15 protein-coding genes and 2 tRNA genes are annotated in these 15,054 nt (G+C 52.0%); 4 read left to right on the plus strand and 13 right to left on the minus strand.

Going from position 1 to position 15,054, the window contains the following annotated elements; translation table 11 throughout:
* Positions 1–23 precede the first annotated feature (23 nt).
* The 4 genes from flgM to FHS30_RS08040 all read left to right on the plus strand — a co-directional run bounded on the left by flgM (position 24) and on the right by FHS30_RS08040 (position 2,899).
* Positions 24–326, plus strand: a complete 303-nt coding sequence (gene flgM / locus FHS30_RS08025) for a flagellar biosynthesis anti-sigma factor FlgM (RefSeq protein ID WP_183909933.1) — start codon at positions 24–26, stop codon at positions 324–326.
* Between the two features lie 82 nt (positions 327–408).
* On the plus strand, positions 409–885 hold the full coding sequence (locus FHS30_RS08030; RefSeq protein ID WP_183909934.1) for a flagella synthesis protein FlgN: 477 nt from the start codon (positions 409–411) through the stop codon (positions 883–885).
* Positions 886–887: 2 nt separating this feature from the next.
* Positions 888–1,643: a flagellar brake protein gene (locus FHS30_RS08035; RefSeq protein WP_183909935.1), complete on the plus strand. Its 756-nt coding sequence runs from the start codon at positions 888–890 to the stop codon at positions 1,641–1,643.
* A 308-nt stretch (positions 1,644–1,951) separates the two neighbouring features.
* Positions 1,952–2,899, plus strand: coding sequence for a hypothetical protein (locus FHS30_RS08040; RefSeq protein ID WP_183909936.1), 948 nt, complete (start codon positions 1,952–1,954; stop codon positions 2,897–2,899).
* Positions 2,900–3,632: 733 nt separating this feature from the next.
* On the opposite strand, the gene FHS30_RS08045 is transcribed toward FHS30_RS08040, so the two are convergent.
* The 13 genes from FHS30_RS08045 to FHS30_RS08105 all read right to left on the minus strand — a co-directional run bounded on the left by FHS30_RS08045 (position 3,633) and on the right by FHS30_RS08105 (position 15,021).
* Positions 3,633–3,719 (minus strand) — tRNA-Leu (locus FHS30_RS08045).
* Between the two features lie 60 nt (positions 3,720–3,779).
* A tRNA-Cys gene (locus FHS30_RS08050) sits at positions 3,780–3,853 on the minus strand.
* A 136-nt stretch (positions 3,854–3,989) separates the two neighbouring features.
* Positions 3,990–4,550: a CDP-diacylglycerol--glycerol-3-phosphate 3-phosphatidyltransferase gene (gene pgsA, locus FHS30_RS08055; RefSeq protein ID WP_183909937.1), complete on the minus strand. Its 561-nt coding sequence runs from the start codon at positions 4,548–4,550 to the stop codon at positions 3,990–3,992.
* Between the two features lie 46 nt (positions 4,551–4,596).
* Positions 4,597–6,468: an excinuclease ABC subunit UvrC gene (uvrC, locus tag FHS30_RS08060; protein WP_183909938.1), complete on the minus strand. Its 1,872-nt coding sequence runs from the start codon at positions 6,466–6,468 to the stop codon at positions 4,597–4,599.
* Positions 6,469–6,540: 72 nt separating this feature from the next.
* Positions 6,541–7,194, minus strand: a complete 654-nt coding sequence (locus FHS30_RS08065) for a response regulator (RefSeq protein ID WP_183909939.1) — start codon at positions 7,192–7,194, stop codon at positions 6,541–6,543.
* Positions 7,195–7,382: 188 nt separating this feature from the next.
* The gene (locus FHS30_RS08070) at positions 7,383–7,997 is read right to left on the minus strand and encodes an alpha-ketoglutarate-dependent dioxygenase AlkB family protein (RefSeq protein WP_183909940.1); all 615 of its coding nucleotides are present in this window, start codon (positions 7,995–7,997) and stop codon (positions 7,383–7,385) included.
* The gene (gene murB / locus FHS30_RS08075) at positions 7,975–8,943 is read right to left on the minus strand and encodes a UDP-N-acetylmuramate dehydrogenase (protein WP_183909941.1); all 969 of its coding nucleotides are present in this window, start codon (positions 8,941–8,943) and stop codon (positions 7,975–7,977) included. Before murB ends, FHS30_RS08070 begins: the two co-directional genes overlap by 23 nt.
* Before the next feature lie 38 nt (positions 8,944–8,981).
* A complete protein-coding gene (locus FHS30_RS08080) occupies positions 8,982–9,479 on the minus strand; it encodes a low molecular weight protein-tyrosine-phosphatase (protein WP_343048950.1) in 498 nt (165 codons plus the stop codon).
* Positions 9,480–9,531: 52 nt separating this feature from the next.
* Positions 9,532–10,296: a 3-deoxy-manno-octulosonate cytidylyltransferase gene (gene kdsB / locus FHS30_RS08085; protein ID WP_183909942.1), complete on the minus strand. Its 765-nt coding sequence runs from the start codon at positions 10,294–10,296 to the stop codon at positions 9,532–9,534.
* A gap of 38 nt (positions 10,297–10,334) precedes the next feature.
* Complete coding sequence (gene lpxK, locus FHS30_RS08090; protein WP_183909943.1) at positions 10,335–11,351, minus strand: tetraacyldisaccharide 4'-kinase; 1,017 nt, start codon at positions 11,349–11,351, stop codon at positions 10,335–10,337.
* Between the two features lie 4 nt (positions 11,352–11,355).
* On the minus strand, positions 11,356–11,793 hold the full coding sequence (locus FHS30_RS08095) for an ExbD/TolR family protein (RefSeq protein WP_183909944.1): 438 nt from the start codon (positions 11,791–11,793) through the stop codon (positions 11,356–11,358).
* Positions 11,794–12,420: a MotA/TolQ/ExbB proton channel family protein gene (locus tag FHS30_RS08100; RefSeq protein ID WP_183909945.1), complete on the minus strand. Its 627-nt coding sequence runs from the start codon at positions 12,418–12,420 to the stop codon at positions 11,794–11,796.
* A 99-nt stretch (positions 12,421–12,519) separates the two neighbouring features.
* On the minus strand, positions 12,520–15,021 hold the full coding sequence (locus FHS30_RS08105) for a DNA internalization-related competence protein ComEC/Rec2 (protein ID WP_183909946.1): 2,502 nt from the start codon (positions 15,019–15,021) through the stop codon (positions 12,520–12,522).
* Positions 15,022–15,054 lie beyond the last annotated feature (33 nt).

Here is a 15,054-nt window from a genome sequence, read left to right on the forward strand (position 1 = left end):
AGGGTGCAAGTAACGAGGTTAATATGGTTATCGACCCCAAATCAGGCTTAAACAACCTGAACACACAACAAAGCCAACGCTCTGGGCAGAAAAGTGCTCCGGACCGCCCTGCCTCGACGCAAGCTGATCAGGGTCAAGCCCCGCGTGACAGCGTTCAGCTCAGTGACCAAGCCCAAGGGCTCAAGCGTCTGGAAGACAATATCGCCAAAGCACCGGAAGTCAATGAAGAGCGAGTGGCACAACTTAAAGCCGCCATCGCCGACGGATCTTATGCTGTAAATGCCGACCGCTTGGCCGACAAAATTTTAAGCAGCGAGGGTTTCTAGCCCTCGCAACTCGTTTCTCGGCACAAAGCTTGCAGCGTATTGTGTGATAGTCAGCCATTATCACCGGTACGGAGCAAGCGCCATGGCCACCCCCCTTCCCTTTCAAATCGCTAAAATCATCGACCAAGAGTGCCGTGCGGCAAGCAACCTACTGCAGCTCTTAAAGCGTGAATCTGTTGCACTGAGCCAACGTAACATTGACGAACTCGCCAATATCATCGAGCAAAAAAGCCAAGAATTGGTGACCCTTGATCAAGCAGGCAAACAGCGACACGCGCTGTTGACCCAGCAAAAATTGCCCGCTGACGACAAACATTGGCGCCTTTTACTCTCTCGTTGCCGTGACGAAAAATTATTGCAACTATGGCAATCACTCGAGCAAAACATCAAGCGGTGCAAAATGGAAAATGAAACCAACGGTAAGCTGCTAGCGCGCAGCCAAAGAGTGTTGGACCGCTTGACGGCAGTGCTTAAAGGCCAGTCTGCGGACACCTCCCTCTACAACCAAAAAGGCAACCACAACGCAGGCAAGCGCACCCTGACCTACGCGCAGGCATAGCGATGCCGGTTGATCATGAAGCCCAAGCAACTCAGCGGTTAACTGATATCGAAGATATCTTTCGCGTACTGAAACTGCTGGAACTGCACCGCAGCTTGATAACCGTCACACTACCCGAAGTCAACGGCGTTGCCAGCAGTATGGTAATTGAGGTAGATCTCGAGCAGGGCCACTTTGTTATCGATCAACTCAACGAAAAATTACTGCAAAGCAAGATCAAAACCGGCGTTGAGCTGGTTTTCCGCGCCGCCTACGGCGGTGTTCAAGTCAGCGGCGAAGCACGCGTGTTAACGTTGAATCAAGACGACCTTGGCCTTCGAATAGTACTTGCTCTGCCAAATCGCGTATTGCACCGGCAACGCCGCGCCGCTTTTCGGGCAAGTGTCACCTCAGAACCGGTGCACATTAGCCTACAGAGCGACCAACGCGAGCCCCTAGAGGGCTGGATTTCAGACGTATCTATTGATGGCCTCGGGGTTGTCTTCGATAAGTTTGTACACCCGCCCATTCAACCCAGTGAGCTATTCACCAATGCTCAATTCACGGCCAACAACCACAGCTTTACTCAATCGCTGGTCGCAAAGCACCCGAATTACGACAAAATGACCGACAAATACCGGTGTGGCTTCAGCTTTTACAAGCTCACGCCAGCTGACGAAAAACGCATCAATCAATGGGTCATCCAACTGCAGCGGCATCACCGCAAAAGCCACCGGCTCAGCCATCCAAGACCGGCAAAATTAGGCAACTTCCGCTAGCAACTTTCGCCACCAGCTGTTTTTTCAATACTTAAGCATTAATCGGATGTCCGTTTCGACGCATTATTTGGCGAGTTTAGCCGTGCCATACCTCAATATTTGTCGAAGCTCATCGTCCACAGGCGCCAACGCTTTACGATTATTGATATATTCCGCTAATAGAATCCAGAATTACGCAACTTTTCGCCACTTGGCGCAACAATACACCAATAAAAACTATTTTATCGATATAAACCTCCAATTCTTACAACCCGTGAGGCGATACTGTAAAATCCGCGACCACCCAAAATCACGCAGCGGAGATGTACATGAAGTTGCCTACCCTGAACACCCTGATGACCATGGCACTAGCCGTAGTCGCAATGAGCTTTTCGACCCTATCAGCGGCGCAATCCATTGCCGCCCTGGAAGCGAACCTCGCAAAAAAGACGGCCTCATTAGCGACCTTAGACAGCCGCATTCACAGCTATAGCGAGCGCCAGTTGGATGCAGAAGAAAAACTGCAGGAAGCACTCATAGATCTAGCTAACGCAACAAAAGAGCTGGCCGAAGCAAGACAGAACACCGGGGACGCAGCAGAAACGCAGCAGTCATTAGCCACCAAAAAGGTAAACCTCGCAAAGAACGCCCTCGAAAGTCGGCAGAGTCGACTCGCCAGCGCCCGCGATAAATACACCGCCCTGCTCGTTGAAAAGCAAACCACTGAAGCTGAAATCAACGCCATTTCCACGCTTATCGTTAAAAAACAGCAACAAGCCGCGGTAGCAAAAGCCAATGCTGCAGCACAACCAACGCCAAAACCTGCGGCCGTTAAAGTGCAGGCACCAACTGCACAAATCAGCGAACCCGTCTTACTTGCGCAAGCACCTACTCAGACAGTTGCTATGGATACGGCGACGGAATCAGAAACTGAAACAGAAATCCCCCCCACCCCTCGCCAACTTCACGCACAGAAAAAGATGGCCGAACTTAACGAACGAATAAAAGGCGCAGACAAGGATGGCTGGCGCCAATACGAAACCCTGTCACTGCGGATAGATCGAGGTGAACTGGTGGAATTCGAATTTTTAGGCAATCACCAGTACTACGCAGAGGTGACGCTCGACAAAGGCAAAAGCAAAATAAAAATTCGCTCACGCACGTTTGTCGTGGATGTGCCCGATGAAGAAGACGGCAACACCTTCGTAGTGATCTATGATACTCGGGATAAATACAAAGCGGATTTTACCGTATTTAACAAGTCACTTTTAGACTGATAAAACCTTCAGCCCATCAGCAACCACTGATGGGCTTATCCACTCCCTGCTCAACTACGCGTCAATATTCCCCCACTACGAAACACAGTGCGCCTTAAGCAGCTGCATCCACAGCGGCTTAGTGTGGATGCTCCGGTATTTCTGTTTATGCTACGGGGTACAAAGCACTCTATTCGTCAGAAGTCTGATCGTTAGGAGATACGATTTGAGAGAGTTTAGGCTTCTTCTAGTTGAATAAATTTTGGTGATGGCTTTTTTGGGGGGTTACACCGGTCTTACCCAAACTCTTTTAGTGAATCTCTCCGGCTCAAGTCCCCGGGGACAACAGTGCACTGATAGAGGTTGGACTGCGGAAGTGTTTGCGAAGTATAAACGGTGCCCGAGGCCGGGTTAACGTTAATAGCCTAAGGGCTATTAACGCCCTCCGGGCTGCGTCGCTGGCGCTCCTTATTCTAAATGCTGGCCGCATTTAGTGAACCTCCCCGGTTCAAGTCCCCGGGGACAACAGTGCACTGGCAGAGGTTGGACTGCGGAATTTTTTGCGAAGTATAAATGGTGCCCGAGGCCGGGTTAACGCTAATAGCCTAAGGGCTATTAACGCCCTGCGGGCTGCGTCGCTGGCGCTCCTTGTTCTAAATGCTGGCCGCATTTAGTGAACCTCTCCGGCTCAAGTCCCCGGGGACAACAGTGCACTGACAGAGGTTGAACTGCGGAATTTTTTGCGAAGTATAAATGGTGCCCGAGGCCGGACTTGAACCGGCACGACCGTGAGGTCGGGAGATTTTAAGTCTCCTGTGTATACCAATTTCACCACTCGGGCAGTGGGCGGGCAAAATGTTGCCTGCGGGTGCCACAATCAGGGTTGATTGAAGCAGAAAAATGGAGGCGCGACCCGGAGTCGAACCGGGCTCAACGGATTTGCAATCCGTGGCATAACCGCTTTGCTATCGCGCCAAGGGTCGGCATTGTAGCCGAGCATTTACAAAAAATGCAATATTTTCTGATACTTAGGTGAAATCACCACCATATCCAACCCAACCTATCATTGGGAGCGCGCTATTCTATTGCGCTCTCACGCAGAGTCAAGCGATTAAGGCTTGTGGCTCAAATTCATTAGGGGCCAAGCAGCTTTTAGGTAGATGAACATGGACCACAGCGTTAAACCTGCCGCCAGATAGATCAAAAAGTATCCAGCCAACTGCGCTTCAGGGTGAGATTCAGGCTCAAATGCCAGCAAAATGACCAAGGCCACCATTTGTGCCGCTGTCTTTACCTTTCCCAAGAAGGATACCGCAACGCTTGAGCGCTTACCCAGCTCCGCCATCCACTCTCGCAAGGCCGAAATTACAATTTCGCGCCCGATAATCACCGCAGCTGCAACCGACAAAAACGCGCTGTCGTGGGCACCCACAAGTAATACTAGCGCCACCGCAACCATAAGCTTATCTGCGACGGGGTCCAGGAAGGCCCCAAACGCAGTGGATTGCTCGTATTTGCGGGCGATATAGCCATCTAGCCAATCCGTTATTGCCGCTAACGAGAAGATAACTGCTGCCGCGGGGTAGCTCCACTTATAAGGTAGGTAGAAAACCACAACAAACAATGGAATGAGTGCGATGCGCGCTAAAGTGAGCTGATTGGCCAAAGTCATAGGGATACGGCAGTACTTCCGATTAGAGCAAGCGGGCAAGTTACCTTCAATGTAGTGCAGTGTAAATATCATCAGCCAGTTTTTTACTGATTCCCGGCACTTTCGCCAGATCTGCAGCGGATGCACCCGCGATTTCTTGGAAGCCGCCAAAATGTCGAAGCAACTCCCTTCTCCGCCGCGGACCCACTCCTGGAATCTCTTCTAGCTTTGAAACTTTACGGGCTTTGTCGCGCCTCTGCTTGTGCCCAGTAATGGCAAATCGGTGCGCCTCATCGCGAATGGATTGTATTAAATGCAATGCGGCGTGCTGACTATCGAGGACAAACTCGCGCGTGCCATCAATGAGAGTCTCAAAGCCTGCTTTGCGGGTCGTGCCTTTGGCAACCCCCAAGAGCCGCATCTGCGTTAGCCCTAACTCCTCCAGCACGTCACGAGCAATGCTTAACTGCCCTTTACCGCCATCGACGATTAACAAATCGGGCAATCTGCCGCCCTCGCTTTGTACCCGTGAATACCGGCGTGTAAGCGCTTGTGCCATGGCTGCATAATCATCGCCGGGCGTATGGCCTTCAATATTGAAACGTCGATAGTCGGACTTCAGCGGCCCCTCTTGGTTAAACACCACACACGATGCCACGGTTTTTTCACCACTACTGTGGCTAATATCAAAGCACTCCAATCGCTCCGGTGTTTCATCAAAGTGCAAAATGGCTTGCAACGCCTCAAAGCGCTGAACCATGCTCGATTTAGCCGCCAAATCCGAGGCTAAATTTTGCTTGGCTGCTGACAGCGCAAGCGACTGCCAGCTCTGCCGGTAGGATCGCACCTGCCACACAACAGCAACTTTGTGATTCGCCGCTTGGCCGATGGCGTCAGAAAGTAGCGATGCACTGGCAAGCTCCCACGGCACAATAATCTCGCGCGGAAAATCACGATCGCCTCCCGCTAAATACCATTGGGCCAAAAACGCCATCAATAAGTCTGACTCAGATTCGCCAAGGTGGTGCTTAACGTAATAACTTTTACTACCTTGGATTCGCCCCTGGCGCACAAACAAAAAGTGCACACAAACGCGCTCTCCTTCAGTTGCTAGCCCTACTACATCCACATCACCCGATTGATTATCGACCGTCGACTCCGTTTGCACACTGCGCAATGCTGCAATTTGATCACGCAACTGCGCTGCACGCTCAAAATCTAAGGAGTGTGCCGCCGATTCCATTTGGTCGGCGAGCTCAGTAATTAAGTCTGTACTTTTACCGCGCAAAAAGCGTTCAGCGTTAGCCAGATCGGCTCGGTAGTTTTCGGGCGAAATGAGCTTCACACAGGGACCGGAACAGCGTTCTATTTGATACTGTAAACAGGGTCTGGATCGATTTGAAAACACTGAGTCTTCACAGGTTCGCAGCTTAAATGCTTTCTGCAAAAAATTAATGCTTTCATGGACAGCACTGGCGCCAGGAAACGGGCCAAAATATTCGCCTTTTTTCTTTTTAAGACCCCGGTGCACTTTTATACGCGGGAACTCATCTCGACTGGATATAAATATGTAGGGATAGGACTTATCATCGCGCAGCAAAATATTATAGGGGGGGCGCTGGGCCTTGATTAAACTTTGCTCCAGCAATAGCGCCTCCACTTCGGTTGTGGTTAGCGTGACCTGCATACTTTGAATGCGCCTTACCAAGGCTTCCGTTTTAGCCGATAGCCCCTGTGCTCTAAAATAACTTGCAACGCGGGCTTTTAAATTTTTTGCTTTACCCACATACAGAATATGGCCGTCCACACCGTACATTTGATAGACGCCAGGCGTATGGGGTAACGATTTAACAAAGCCCGCCGAATCGAATGGAGTAACTTCTGCCTCAAGCTCTTTCGGCTGCTCGTCTAAGGACACTGCACTACCTTGATCACTCATTAACTCTAGTTGCTATAAACAAAAACGCCCGGGGGATAGGCCCGGGCGAATGGGTGCAAAACTTACGTAATTTTACACCACCGATTCAGGATCCAGTACGTGATGCTTTACCGCCATCAACGTCAACTCTACATCGCTACCAATATTAAGCTTTTCGAATATACGATAGCGGTAGGTATTGACGGTTTTAGGGCTCACATTAAATGTGGCGGCAATGTCTGTAGGCTTCTGACCATTTGCAATCATCAAGGCCGTCTGCAATTCGCGCTCGGACAAAAGCTCGAAAGGCGACTGCTCACCCTTGCGACCACCAAAGTTTTTCATGGCCAGTTGACGGGCGATATTATTACTCATGTATATATCACCACGCACTACGGTATGCACAGCTTCAATCATTTCCTTGAGGTCTGCACCTTTAGTGATATAGCCAGATGCACCGGCCTGCAAGAGGCGCTGTGGGTATAAGTCGTCGTCGCAAGCGGTAACTGCCACAATGCGGACTTCCGGGTGCCAATGGAGTAATTTTTTAGTTGCTTCCAGCCCGCCCATGCCAGGCATTTTAACGTCCATCAAAATTACGTGTGGCGATAATTCCTTGGTCCGGGTAATAGCCGTTTCACCGCTATCAGCCTCTCCAATAACCTCAATCCCTTCTACATCCGACAACATGCGTACAATCCCGGTGCGCACCAAATCATGGTCGTCGACTACCAGTATTTTGATCAAAAGTGAGTCCCCAAAGACCTGCACAACAAGCGTGTGCTCGTTTTATTATCCCTACTGATTGCCACTTGCATCCATCGCTGCACTTTAGGCCGCGCAGCTTTAAGGGCTTTCATGCTGTTCTGACGGAATAATGTACCACCAGCACCCAAAATTGACCAGTGAATGTGAGCCAGTTCACTGCGGATGGGTCAAGCAATATGATCGACGGATTTGAACACCTGACGAAAGGTAAGGCTAATTCGAGGCCCCGCTGTTGCTCTCCTTGGTAGGCTATGCTGCCAGTGAGACTGGAGTCCAGCTCCCATAACGAGCAGCGATCCCGATTCCAGCGGCATCCCAAAACTTGGGGCGGCCCGCTGTTTGTGACGAAATCTAAGCACCCGTTCACACCCTACACTCACACAGGCGATAACGGGCGCAGATCCAAGCTCAGGCTCGTCATCTGAGTGCCACCCCATCGCGTCGCTACCGCTGCGATAAAAATTAGCCAAAACACTATTAAAATTCGCATCTAATTGCACATTTAAGCTCAGACAAAGTGATTTCAGTTCTGGGGTCCATGCATGCGCGAGAAATCGAGTACCAGAGTACTGATAGGATATATTGTCGTCGCCGTACCAGGCATTTAAACGGGGAATAGGATGCGCCTTTCCGTACACCATAACGAGCGACTGCTCCCAGTCTAAAAATGACCGGCAGTGCTCAAAAAGTCTCAAAGCAGCTTCGGGCGCCAAATAATCGGGCTTATAGCCCAAAGCGCCACCCACAAGTTCGATGACCTCAGGGCAGTATTTGAGGTTCAATGTCTAGCCTCACTCCAAACATAGCTTGTACCTTAGCTGCCACCTCCTGTGCATGCGCCAACACCTGCTCCCCTGCCCTGCGCCCGGGATTCGTCATCACCAGCGCTTGTGCTGCGTGCATGCCGACACCGTCCCGCAACACCCCCTTAAAGCCAGCTTGTTCAATCAGCCACCCGGCAGCTAGCTTCACCTTACTGTCTGGTAACGCATAACTCACCAGCTCTGGCCAACGCTGTTTTAATGCCGCGGCCTGTGCGAGATCGACCACGGGGTTGTGGAAAAAACTCCCGCTATTCGGTATTACCTGCGGGTCTGGCAATTTGGCGCGCCTTAGGGCCGCAACGGCCTTGGCTACCGCTGCTGGCGTCAACGCTTGCTCGATATCAGCGCATGCCCCCTGCAAACCTGGATAATGCAATACGGGCTCGCCGGTTCGGCTTACACGCAGGGTCACGTCCAGAATAATGTAGCGTTCCAAGTCTCGCTTGAATCGGCTTTGGCGATAGGAAAACTGGCAATCGGCACGCGTCATTTTAACCACCTGCCGATCGGCAAGGCGCAGTGCCGTTAACTCATGAAATACCGACTCCAACTCTACGCCGTAGGCGCCTATATTTTGAATCGGTGCAGCGCCAACCGTGCCGGGAATCAAGGTGAGGTTTTCCACCCCCCATAGCGAACGCTGAATACAAAAGTCCACGAGCGCTTGCCAGCGCTCGCCAGCACCCGCGGTCACCAGCACACCATCGACATCGATCTTAGATGCAATTCCCTTGATGGCCATTTGAATCACGAGACCGGGCACATCGTTACGAAAAATGACGTTACTTCCACCACCCAAAACAGTGACGGGCCAATTTCTTTTTTCTGCGACTGTGAGCGCAGCAAGTAGCGATGCTAGATCTGAAACACAAACGAAATGTTCGGCCAAAGCCGGCGTTGCCATAGTACAAAGGTCTTGTAGCTCAACGCGACTAAGCATATTCACAGTGCAGCAGACCGCAAATCGGTGGATCGCAAATGATTAATAAGTCCTAACGACGCGCGCTCCACTAGGTCCAACACCTCTTCAAAACCGGCGTCGCCACCATAGTATGGGTCGGGAACTTCTCGCTTTTCTGCATCTGGCGCAAACCGCAAAAACAAATCCAGCGTCGCCCGACTGCCGGATGGCTGTATCGCTTGTAGCTCATCAAAATTGTGCTGATCCATGGCCAAGATATAATCGAACTCGTGAAAATCTTGTGTCTGAATTTGCCGCGCAGACAATGCCGACAAATCGAAATCGTAACCTCTCCGTTTTGCATGCGCCTGGCTGCGTGCATCGGGGGCCTTACCCACATGCCATGCGGCCGTGCCAGCGGAATCTACGCCCACCAAATGTGAGAGATTTTGCTTAAGTAACTCCGCTTGAAATACGCCCTGCGCTGTCGGCGATCGACATATATTGCCCAGACAAACCATCAATACCTTAATTTTCACTGATCCGCCCTTTAAATATTGCTGTGTTTCGGGTGCATGGCTGCCTATAGAATCAGCCTAGCAACTTGCGCAGGCGCTCTAAATCAGCCTGAGTGTCTACACCGCCGGGCACCGCTGCACAGGCTTCGGCCACATGAATTCGATGGCCATAGTACAAGACGCGCAATTGTTCGAGAGACTCAATTTGCTCCAACGGCGCTTGAGGCCAGCTCACAAAATGATTTAATAACCCCACGCGATAAGCATAAATACCTACATGACGAAAAAAAGGTGCGTGAGGCAAAGCGCCTTGAACTTCAGCACCACGGGCCATAAATTCATCGCGCGCCCACGGCATGGGCGCGCGACTAAAATACAAAGCTAATCCGGAGTGATCAGCGACAACCTTGACAACATTTGGATTAAAAAGGTCTTCTGCATGCTCAATGGCTTCACACAAAGTCGCAACAGATGCCCGGCCATTGGCCGCCAGATTGGCCGCCACTTGATCGATGACTTCGGGCGGTATTAACGGCTCATCACCTTGCACATTCACAACAATGGCATCCTCGGGAAGCTTCAACTGCGCGGCCACCTCCTGCAGCCGATCAGTGCCGGAGGCATGGTCGGCGCGCGTCATACAAACTTTGACGCCAGTGTTAGCAAGGTGCGCCTGAATTCGCTCATCGTCGGTGGCAACCACCACGTTACTGGCACCGCTCAGCTGTGCTTGTCGCACTACTCGCTCAATCATAGATTGGCCTGCAATGTCCGCCAATGGTTTTCCCGGTAACCGACTGGACCCAAAACGCGCAGGAATAACGACGGTAAAATTCATATCAAACCTTCTCAATATATCGGTAAATCCGATGAGCTTTATCGTGCTCTATTTTTCGTGGCCAAACAGGCCAGTACTTGCTCTGCAAGCGCATCACTAAAACTGGGGCTGACCTGTAAATACCACCAATTTTCCCCAGCAAATGCGCGACATTTTACCGCATCTTTCTCTGTCATTAGCACGGGTTCATTTAGCAGCGACTGCAACTCCAACACATTATAGGCATGGTGATCGGGAAAGCTCTTGGGCTGGAACTGCAAACTCAAATCGGCCAATGTGCGATAAAAACGATCGGGGTTTCCTATGCCACATACCGCAGTCCACTCATGTTCCGCCACCGAGGTCAGCGAACGCTGCTCCCCGGTTCTAACATTGATAAATACTGTAGGGCTTAACTGCATGCGGATTGCGCGGCTGGCGAATGGCTCAAGGCTAGGGTGTATTGGCCCCGATTGATTGATGACCAAACAATCCACTTCCTGTAGCCGGCGTGCCGATTCTCGCAGGGGGCCAATGGGTAACAACCAACCATTGCCCAATCCTCGCGCGCCATCGAGAACCGCTATTTCAACATCTCTATACAAAGCGTAATGCTGTAGGCCATCGTCACTCAAAACGATGTTGCAATTTGATTGCGCCAGTAAAAATTCCACAGCGCGCCTACGAAGGGGATCGACAACCAGCGGCACCCCCGTACGCTCAGCTAACATTTTCGGCTCATCGCCACAGGCCGATGTCGGTGTGCCCTGTTTAACCATGAGTGGGTAATTAGATTGACCGCCATAACCCCTACTCACGATGCCAGGGCGCCAACCTTTCGCAATCAAAGATTCCGTCAACGAAATAATGAGCGGTGTTTTGCCGGTACCACCTAGGGAGATATTACCCACCACGATCACGGGTGCGTTAAAGCCGGCACCTGCCCGTGACGTCAACCACTTGCGCCGGAAGGATGTCACAGCCGCCATAAGCCAGTTTAAGGGCAGCAGCAGTGGCACTATTAACCACCAGCGCCAATCGCCCTGATACCAGGCCCGCAACAAAAAGGCCTGCATACAACTATTCGTCCTGCACTTCAGGTCGACGCGTGGTTAGACTGAGGTGCACAAACCCAAGCTGACCCGCGGCATCCATGGCCGTGACTACCGCTTGATGAGGTGTTGCAGCATCGGCGGTAATAATAAGTGGTGTGCTTTCACTGTCGCCGCCCACTGATTGCAGCGCACGCAGCAAGGTTGGCAACTTTTTATCCACCAATGTTTGACCATTGATGGCGTAACTACCGTCGGCATGAATGAGAATTTCAATTTGTTCGGGTAGAGTTTGCGCAGACTCCCCTTTTGCTTCAGGCAAGTCGATAGATAGATGGGTTTCTTTGGTAAAGGTGGTAGACACCATGAAAAAAATCAACAACAAAAACACCACATCAATCAATGGCGTTAAATTGACCGATTCTTCCTCCCGCTTAGAGCGACGAAATTGAACGGCATTGCTCATTTAGTATCCCTTGCCTTCCACTCGACGATCGCTGTGCAATGCGTCCACTAATTTAATGGACTCCTGCTCCATGATCACCACTAAAGAATCTACTTTTCGTATAAAAATACGATGCGCAATCATTGCTGGAATCGCGACGCAAAGCCCGGCTGCCGTAGTGATCAGGGCCTGTGAAATACCGCCCGCCAACGCACCGGCATTGCCAGTACCCTGCTCGGTGATTGTGTTGAATACATCGATCATACCAATGACGGTGCCTAACAAACCGAGCAAGGGCGCCACCGCAGCGATCGTAGCCAATGCACCAAGGTATTGCTCTAAGCTGTGCACCACTTCTGCAGCGGCCTCTTGGATAGTATCGCGCATAATATCGCGACCGTGACGGGAATTACTTAAACCCGCGGCCAAGATTTTTCCGAGCTGGGAGGATTGCTTAAGCTCTTTAATTTTATTGGCGTCGAGTTGGTTGTTTTTTATCCAGCCCCACACTTGCGCCAGCAAATGTCTAGGTGCAATTTTTTGGGCATCGAGGGTCCAAAGGCGCTCCAAGGTTATGCCGACGACGGCCAATGAGCATAATAAGATGGGCCACATAAGCGGGCCGCCAGACAGGAAAATCTCTATCACTTAACACTCCTAAGCGCATGTCCCGTAAGGGATAATTACTACCAGCGTGCAAACCCCGCTGAAATTGCCCGTCACTCTACCACAAGGCTCTGAAGCTGTTTAGCGATCATGCCAGAAGCGAGGGCGAAAATTCCGCCAAGTGCGAATCTGCCCACGCTCCCGGGGCAGCCAAACATATTGCACGGCGCCACTGTGCGCAGTATTCCACGTTGGCATCTGGAAGACCTCGAACCGGTTTGTGACTAATGCGTGGGGATGGCCATATCGGTTTTTGTACCCTGCGCTCACTATGACCTGCGCTGGCGCCACCTGACTTAACAACGCAAAGCTCGATGAACTATTGCTGCCGTGATGAGGCGCCACTAACAACGTCGGACGATCGGACAACACCGGAATTTTAGCCAATTGCAATTCACGCCCCTTGCCAATATCGCCGGGCAGTAAAATTTGCACTTCGGGAAGCTGCAACAACACCACGCAGGAGGCATTATTGCCATCGTCACTCTCGCCACCGGCTATTGCGATGGCCGCAATACCCAAATTATCTACTGCCCAACGTCTGCCGTGACAGAGCACTGGCTTGTTTACCGGTCCCGTTGCAGCCCTAGGTTGAGTAACCCAACCGCTCTCTGCGGTCGCAACCGCTGTATCAAACTCCCCAAGCCAGCCCCGCGCCACCGTCATGTGCTGCAAAATCTCGGATACGCCACTGGCATGATCGGCGTCGGCATGACTAACAATAAAAAGATCCAAGGATTCAATGCCACGGCTCAATAAATACGGCAGCACTATCTGGCCTGTGGCGGTGCTGTGTGGCCCAAGCGGCGGTCCGGTATCGTATAAAATTCGCACCGGGCCAGCCTCTACCAATACAGCCAGACCCTGCCCCACATCAAATACGGTAATTCGCCGCTCAATCGGCGCAGTAATCCCCTGTAAACCACTGTGTAATGCTGCGACAGCACATACCGACAATATCGCCACCGCACGAGGCCACCTCGGCATCGGCAACATCACGATAATTACGACCATAAACGCAAATAACAACTGCAGCGGCCTAGGCGAAATTTCCAACCAACCCCATGCTCCCGCCCAATGAGCAATGGCCATCAAAGTCACAAGTAAACCGTGCACACTGGCAGCGGCGAGCGACACAAAAAATGTCTCCAGCGGCTGAGCCCACTGCAACGCAAGCCCCATCAACACACTGGGAACCGTGACCATAGATACCCAGGGGATCGCCAACGTATTGGCGAGTACGCTCGAAAGACTGATGCCGCCCCAAAGCGCCGCACCCAGCGGCAACAAGCCAATAAATACCCACCACTGCGGCATCACCCAATGCCAAAGGCGAACGAGCCCCTGCTGCCCCTCCCAACGTCGCGCCGAAAACCGCACCAGCAATACCAATACCGCACCAAACGATAAATAAAGGCCGGGGTCGGCGGCCTGTAGCGGGTTAACCAGCAGCACCAACGCCAATGCCAGCAACCAAACGTCTATCAATGACCAATAACGCGCCAGCAACTGGCTCAAGTGCACCGCGCAGACCATAATCAGGGCCCGTTGTGTCGGCAACGCAAAACCACTCAAGGCGGCGTAAAAGCCGGCGCATCCCACTGACACCACCGCCGCAAAAATTCGTCCATTCAAATACGCAAGCCAGCGAGGTGGAAATATCAACGCGCAACCGGCAAACAAAAGCCGTCCCAGCCAGTAGCCAACCATGGCCAGCAAGCCCACATGCAAGCCCGAGATAGCCAGCAGATGCGCGGTACCTGTGTGTTGCAATAAGCGTCTATTTTCATCAGAAAGCGCTTGCCGATCACCCACCGACAAGGCGGTCAACACTGCCGCAACTTGGCGGTCAGCGACCGTTTCGGTCAAATAGTGGCGCCACCGATCGCGCAGCCTGCCTATTGACCACTCGTCGTGCGTCAAAACACGTGCACTGTGGACCGAACCAGAGGCGGCCCAGCCCTGCATAAGTTGGCGCAATTGATAATCTATGCCCGCTGGATTGACGAGCCCCCTCGGTCGCCGCAACGTGGCCGTCAGTGCCAGTCGACTGCCCGCAAGCACAGACGTGCTCATGAGCGTGTCGTCATACCAATACAGCTGAACCCGTGCATTGCGCAGCTGCTCGGTGTGACATTGCCCCTGCACCGATAAGCGCGCTGAATCGTGCGAAGGCTCAGCCCGCTCGATTGATTCAATGCGCAAACCAAATCGAAGCCGAGGCAAGCGGCCGCCCTCGGTTAATCCTGGCAGGTCAATCACCGTACCGACCAAGTTAAAGCGCTGGTAATCACAGGCGACGGGCAATTGTGATTTTATCGTGCGCGCACCGTGAAAATTTGCAAAACACAAACCGGCTAGCAGCGCCACGCCGTAGCGAGAAGACAGGCTTACCCAATGAATTAACCGGCCGGAAAGTTGGCGAGGCTGAACAGCGCGTTTACGGGCTAGAAGCCTTGCAGCCCAGCGCCAGTAGCAGACCGATAGGCCAAACGCGCCGACAAGAAATTCCACGGGCAACAGCCTCGGCCATAGACATAAACTGGCCAGTGCCAAGCTGAACAACAGCAAGCTAATGCGCATAACGATCCTTGTTTCGACGCACTGAGACGAGTA

Origin of the sequence: Simiduia aestuariiviva (genome assembly GCF_014192475.1) — a bacterium.
In the GTDB taxonomy this organism is placed as follows: Bacteria; Pseudomonadota; Gammaproteobacteria; order Pseudomonadales; family Cellvibrionaceae; genus Simiduia; species Simiduia aestuariiviva.

Bases quoted from the DNA above. Each gene is read 5' to 3' on its own strand.
- lpxK (WP_183909943.1), bottom strand. From the start codon at position 11,351: ATGCAGGCCTTTTTGTTGCGGGCCTGGTATCAGGGCGATTGGCGCTGG.
- uvrC (WP_183909938.1), bottom strand. From the start codon at position 6,468: ATGAGTGATCAAGGTAGTGCAGTGTCCTTAGACGAGCAGCCGAAAGAG.
- kdsB (WP_183909942.1), bottom strand. From the start codon at position 10,296: ATGAATTTTACCGTCGTTATTCCTGCGCGTTTTGGGTCCAGTCGGTTA.
- FHS30_RS08030 (WP_183909934.1), top strand. From the start codon at position 409: ATGGCCACCCCCCTTCCCTTTCAAATCGCTAAAATCATCGACCAAGAG.
- pgsA (WP_183909937.1), bottom strand. From the start codon at position 4,550: ATGACTTTGGCCAATCAGCTCACTTTAGCGCGCATCGCACTCATTCCA.
- FHS30_RS08095 (WP_183909944.1), bottom strand. From the start codon at position 11,793: ATGAGCAATGCCGTTCAATTTCGTCGCTCTAAGCGGGAGGAAGAATCG.
- FHS30_RS08035 (WP_183909935.1), top strand. From the start codon at position 888: ATGCCGGTTGATCATGAAGCCCAAGCAACTCAGCGGTTAACTGATATC.
- flgM (WP_183909933.1), top strand. From the start codon at position 24: ATGGTTATCGACCCCAAATCAGGCTTAAACAACCTGAACACACAACAA.
- FHS30_RS08040 (WP_183909936.1), top strand. From the start codon at position 1,952: ATGAAGTTGCCTACCCTGAACACCCTGATGACCATGGCACTAGCCGTA.
- FHS30_RS08105 (WP_183909946.1), bottom strand. From the start codon at position 15,021: ATGCGCATTAGCTTGCTGTTGTTCAGCTTGGCACTGGCCAGTTTATGT.
- murB (WP_183909941.1), bottom strand. From the start codon at position 8,943: ATGGCAACGCCGGCTTTGGCCGAACATTTCGTTTGTGTTTCAGATCTA.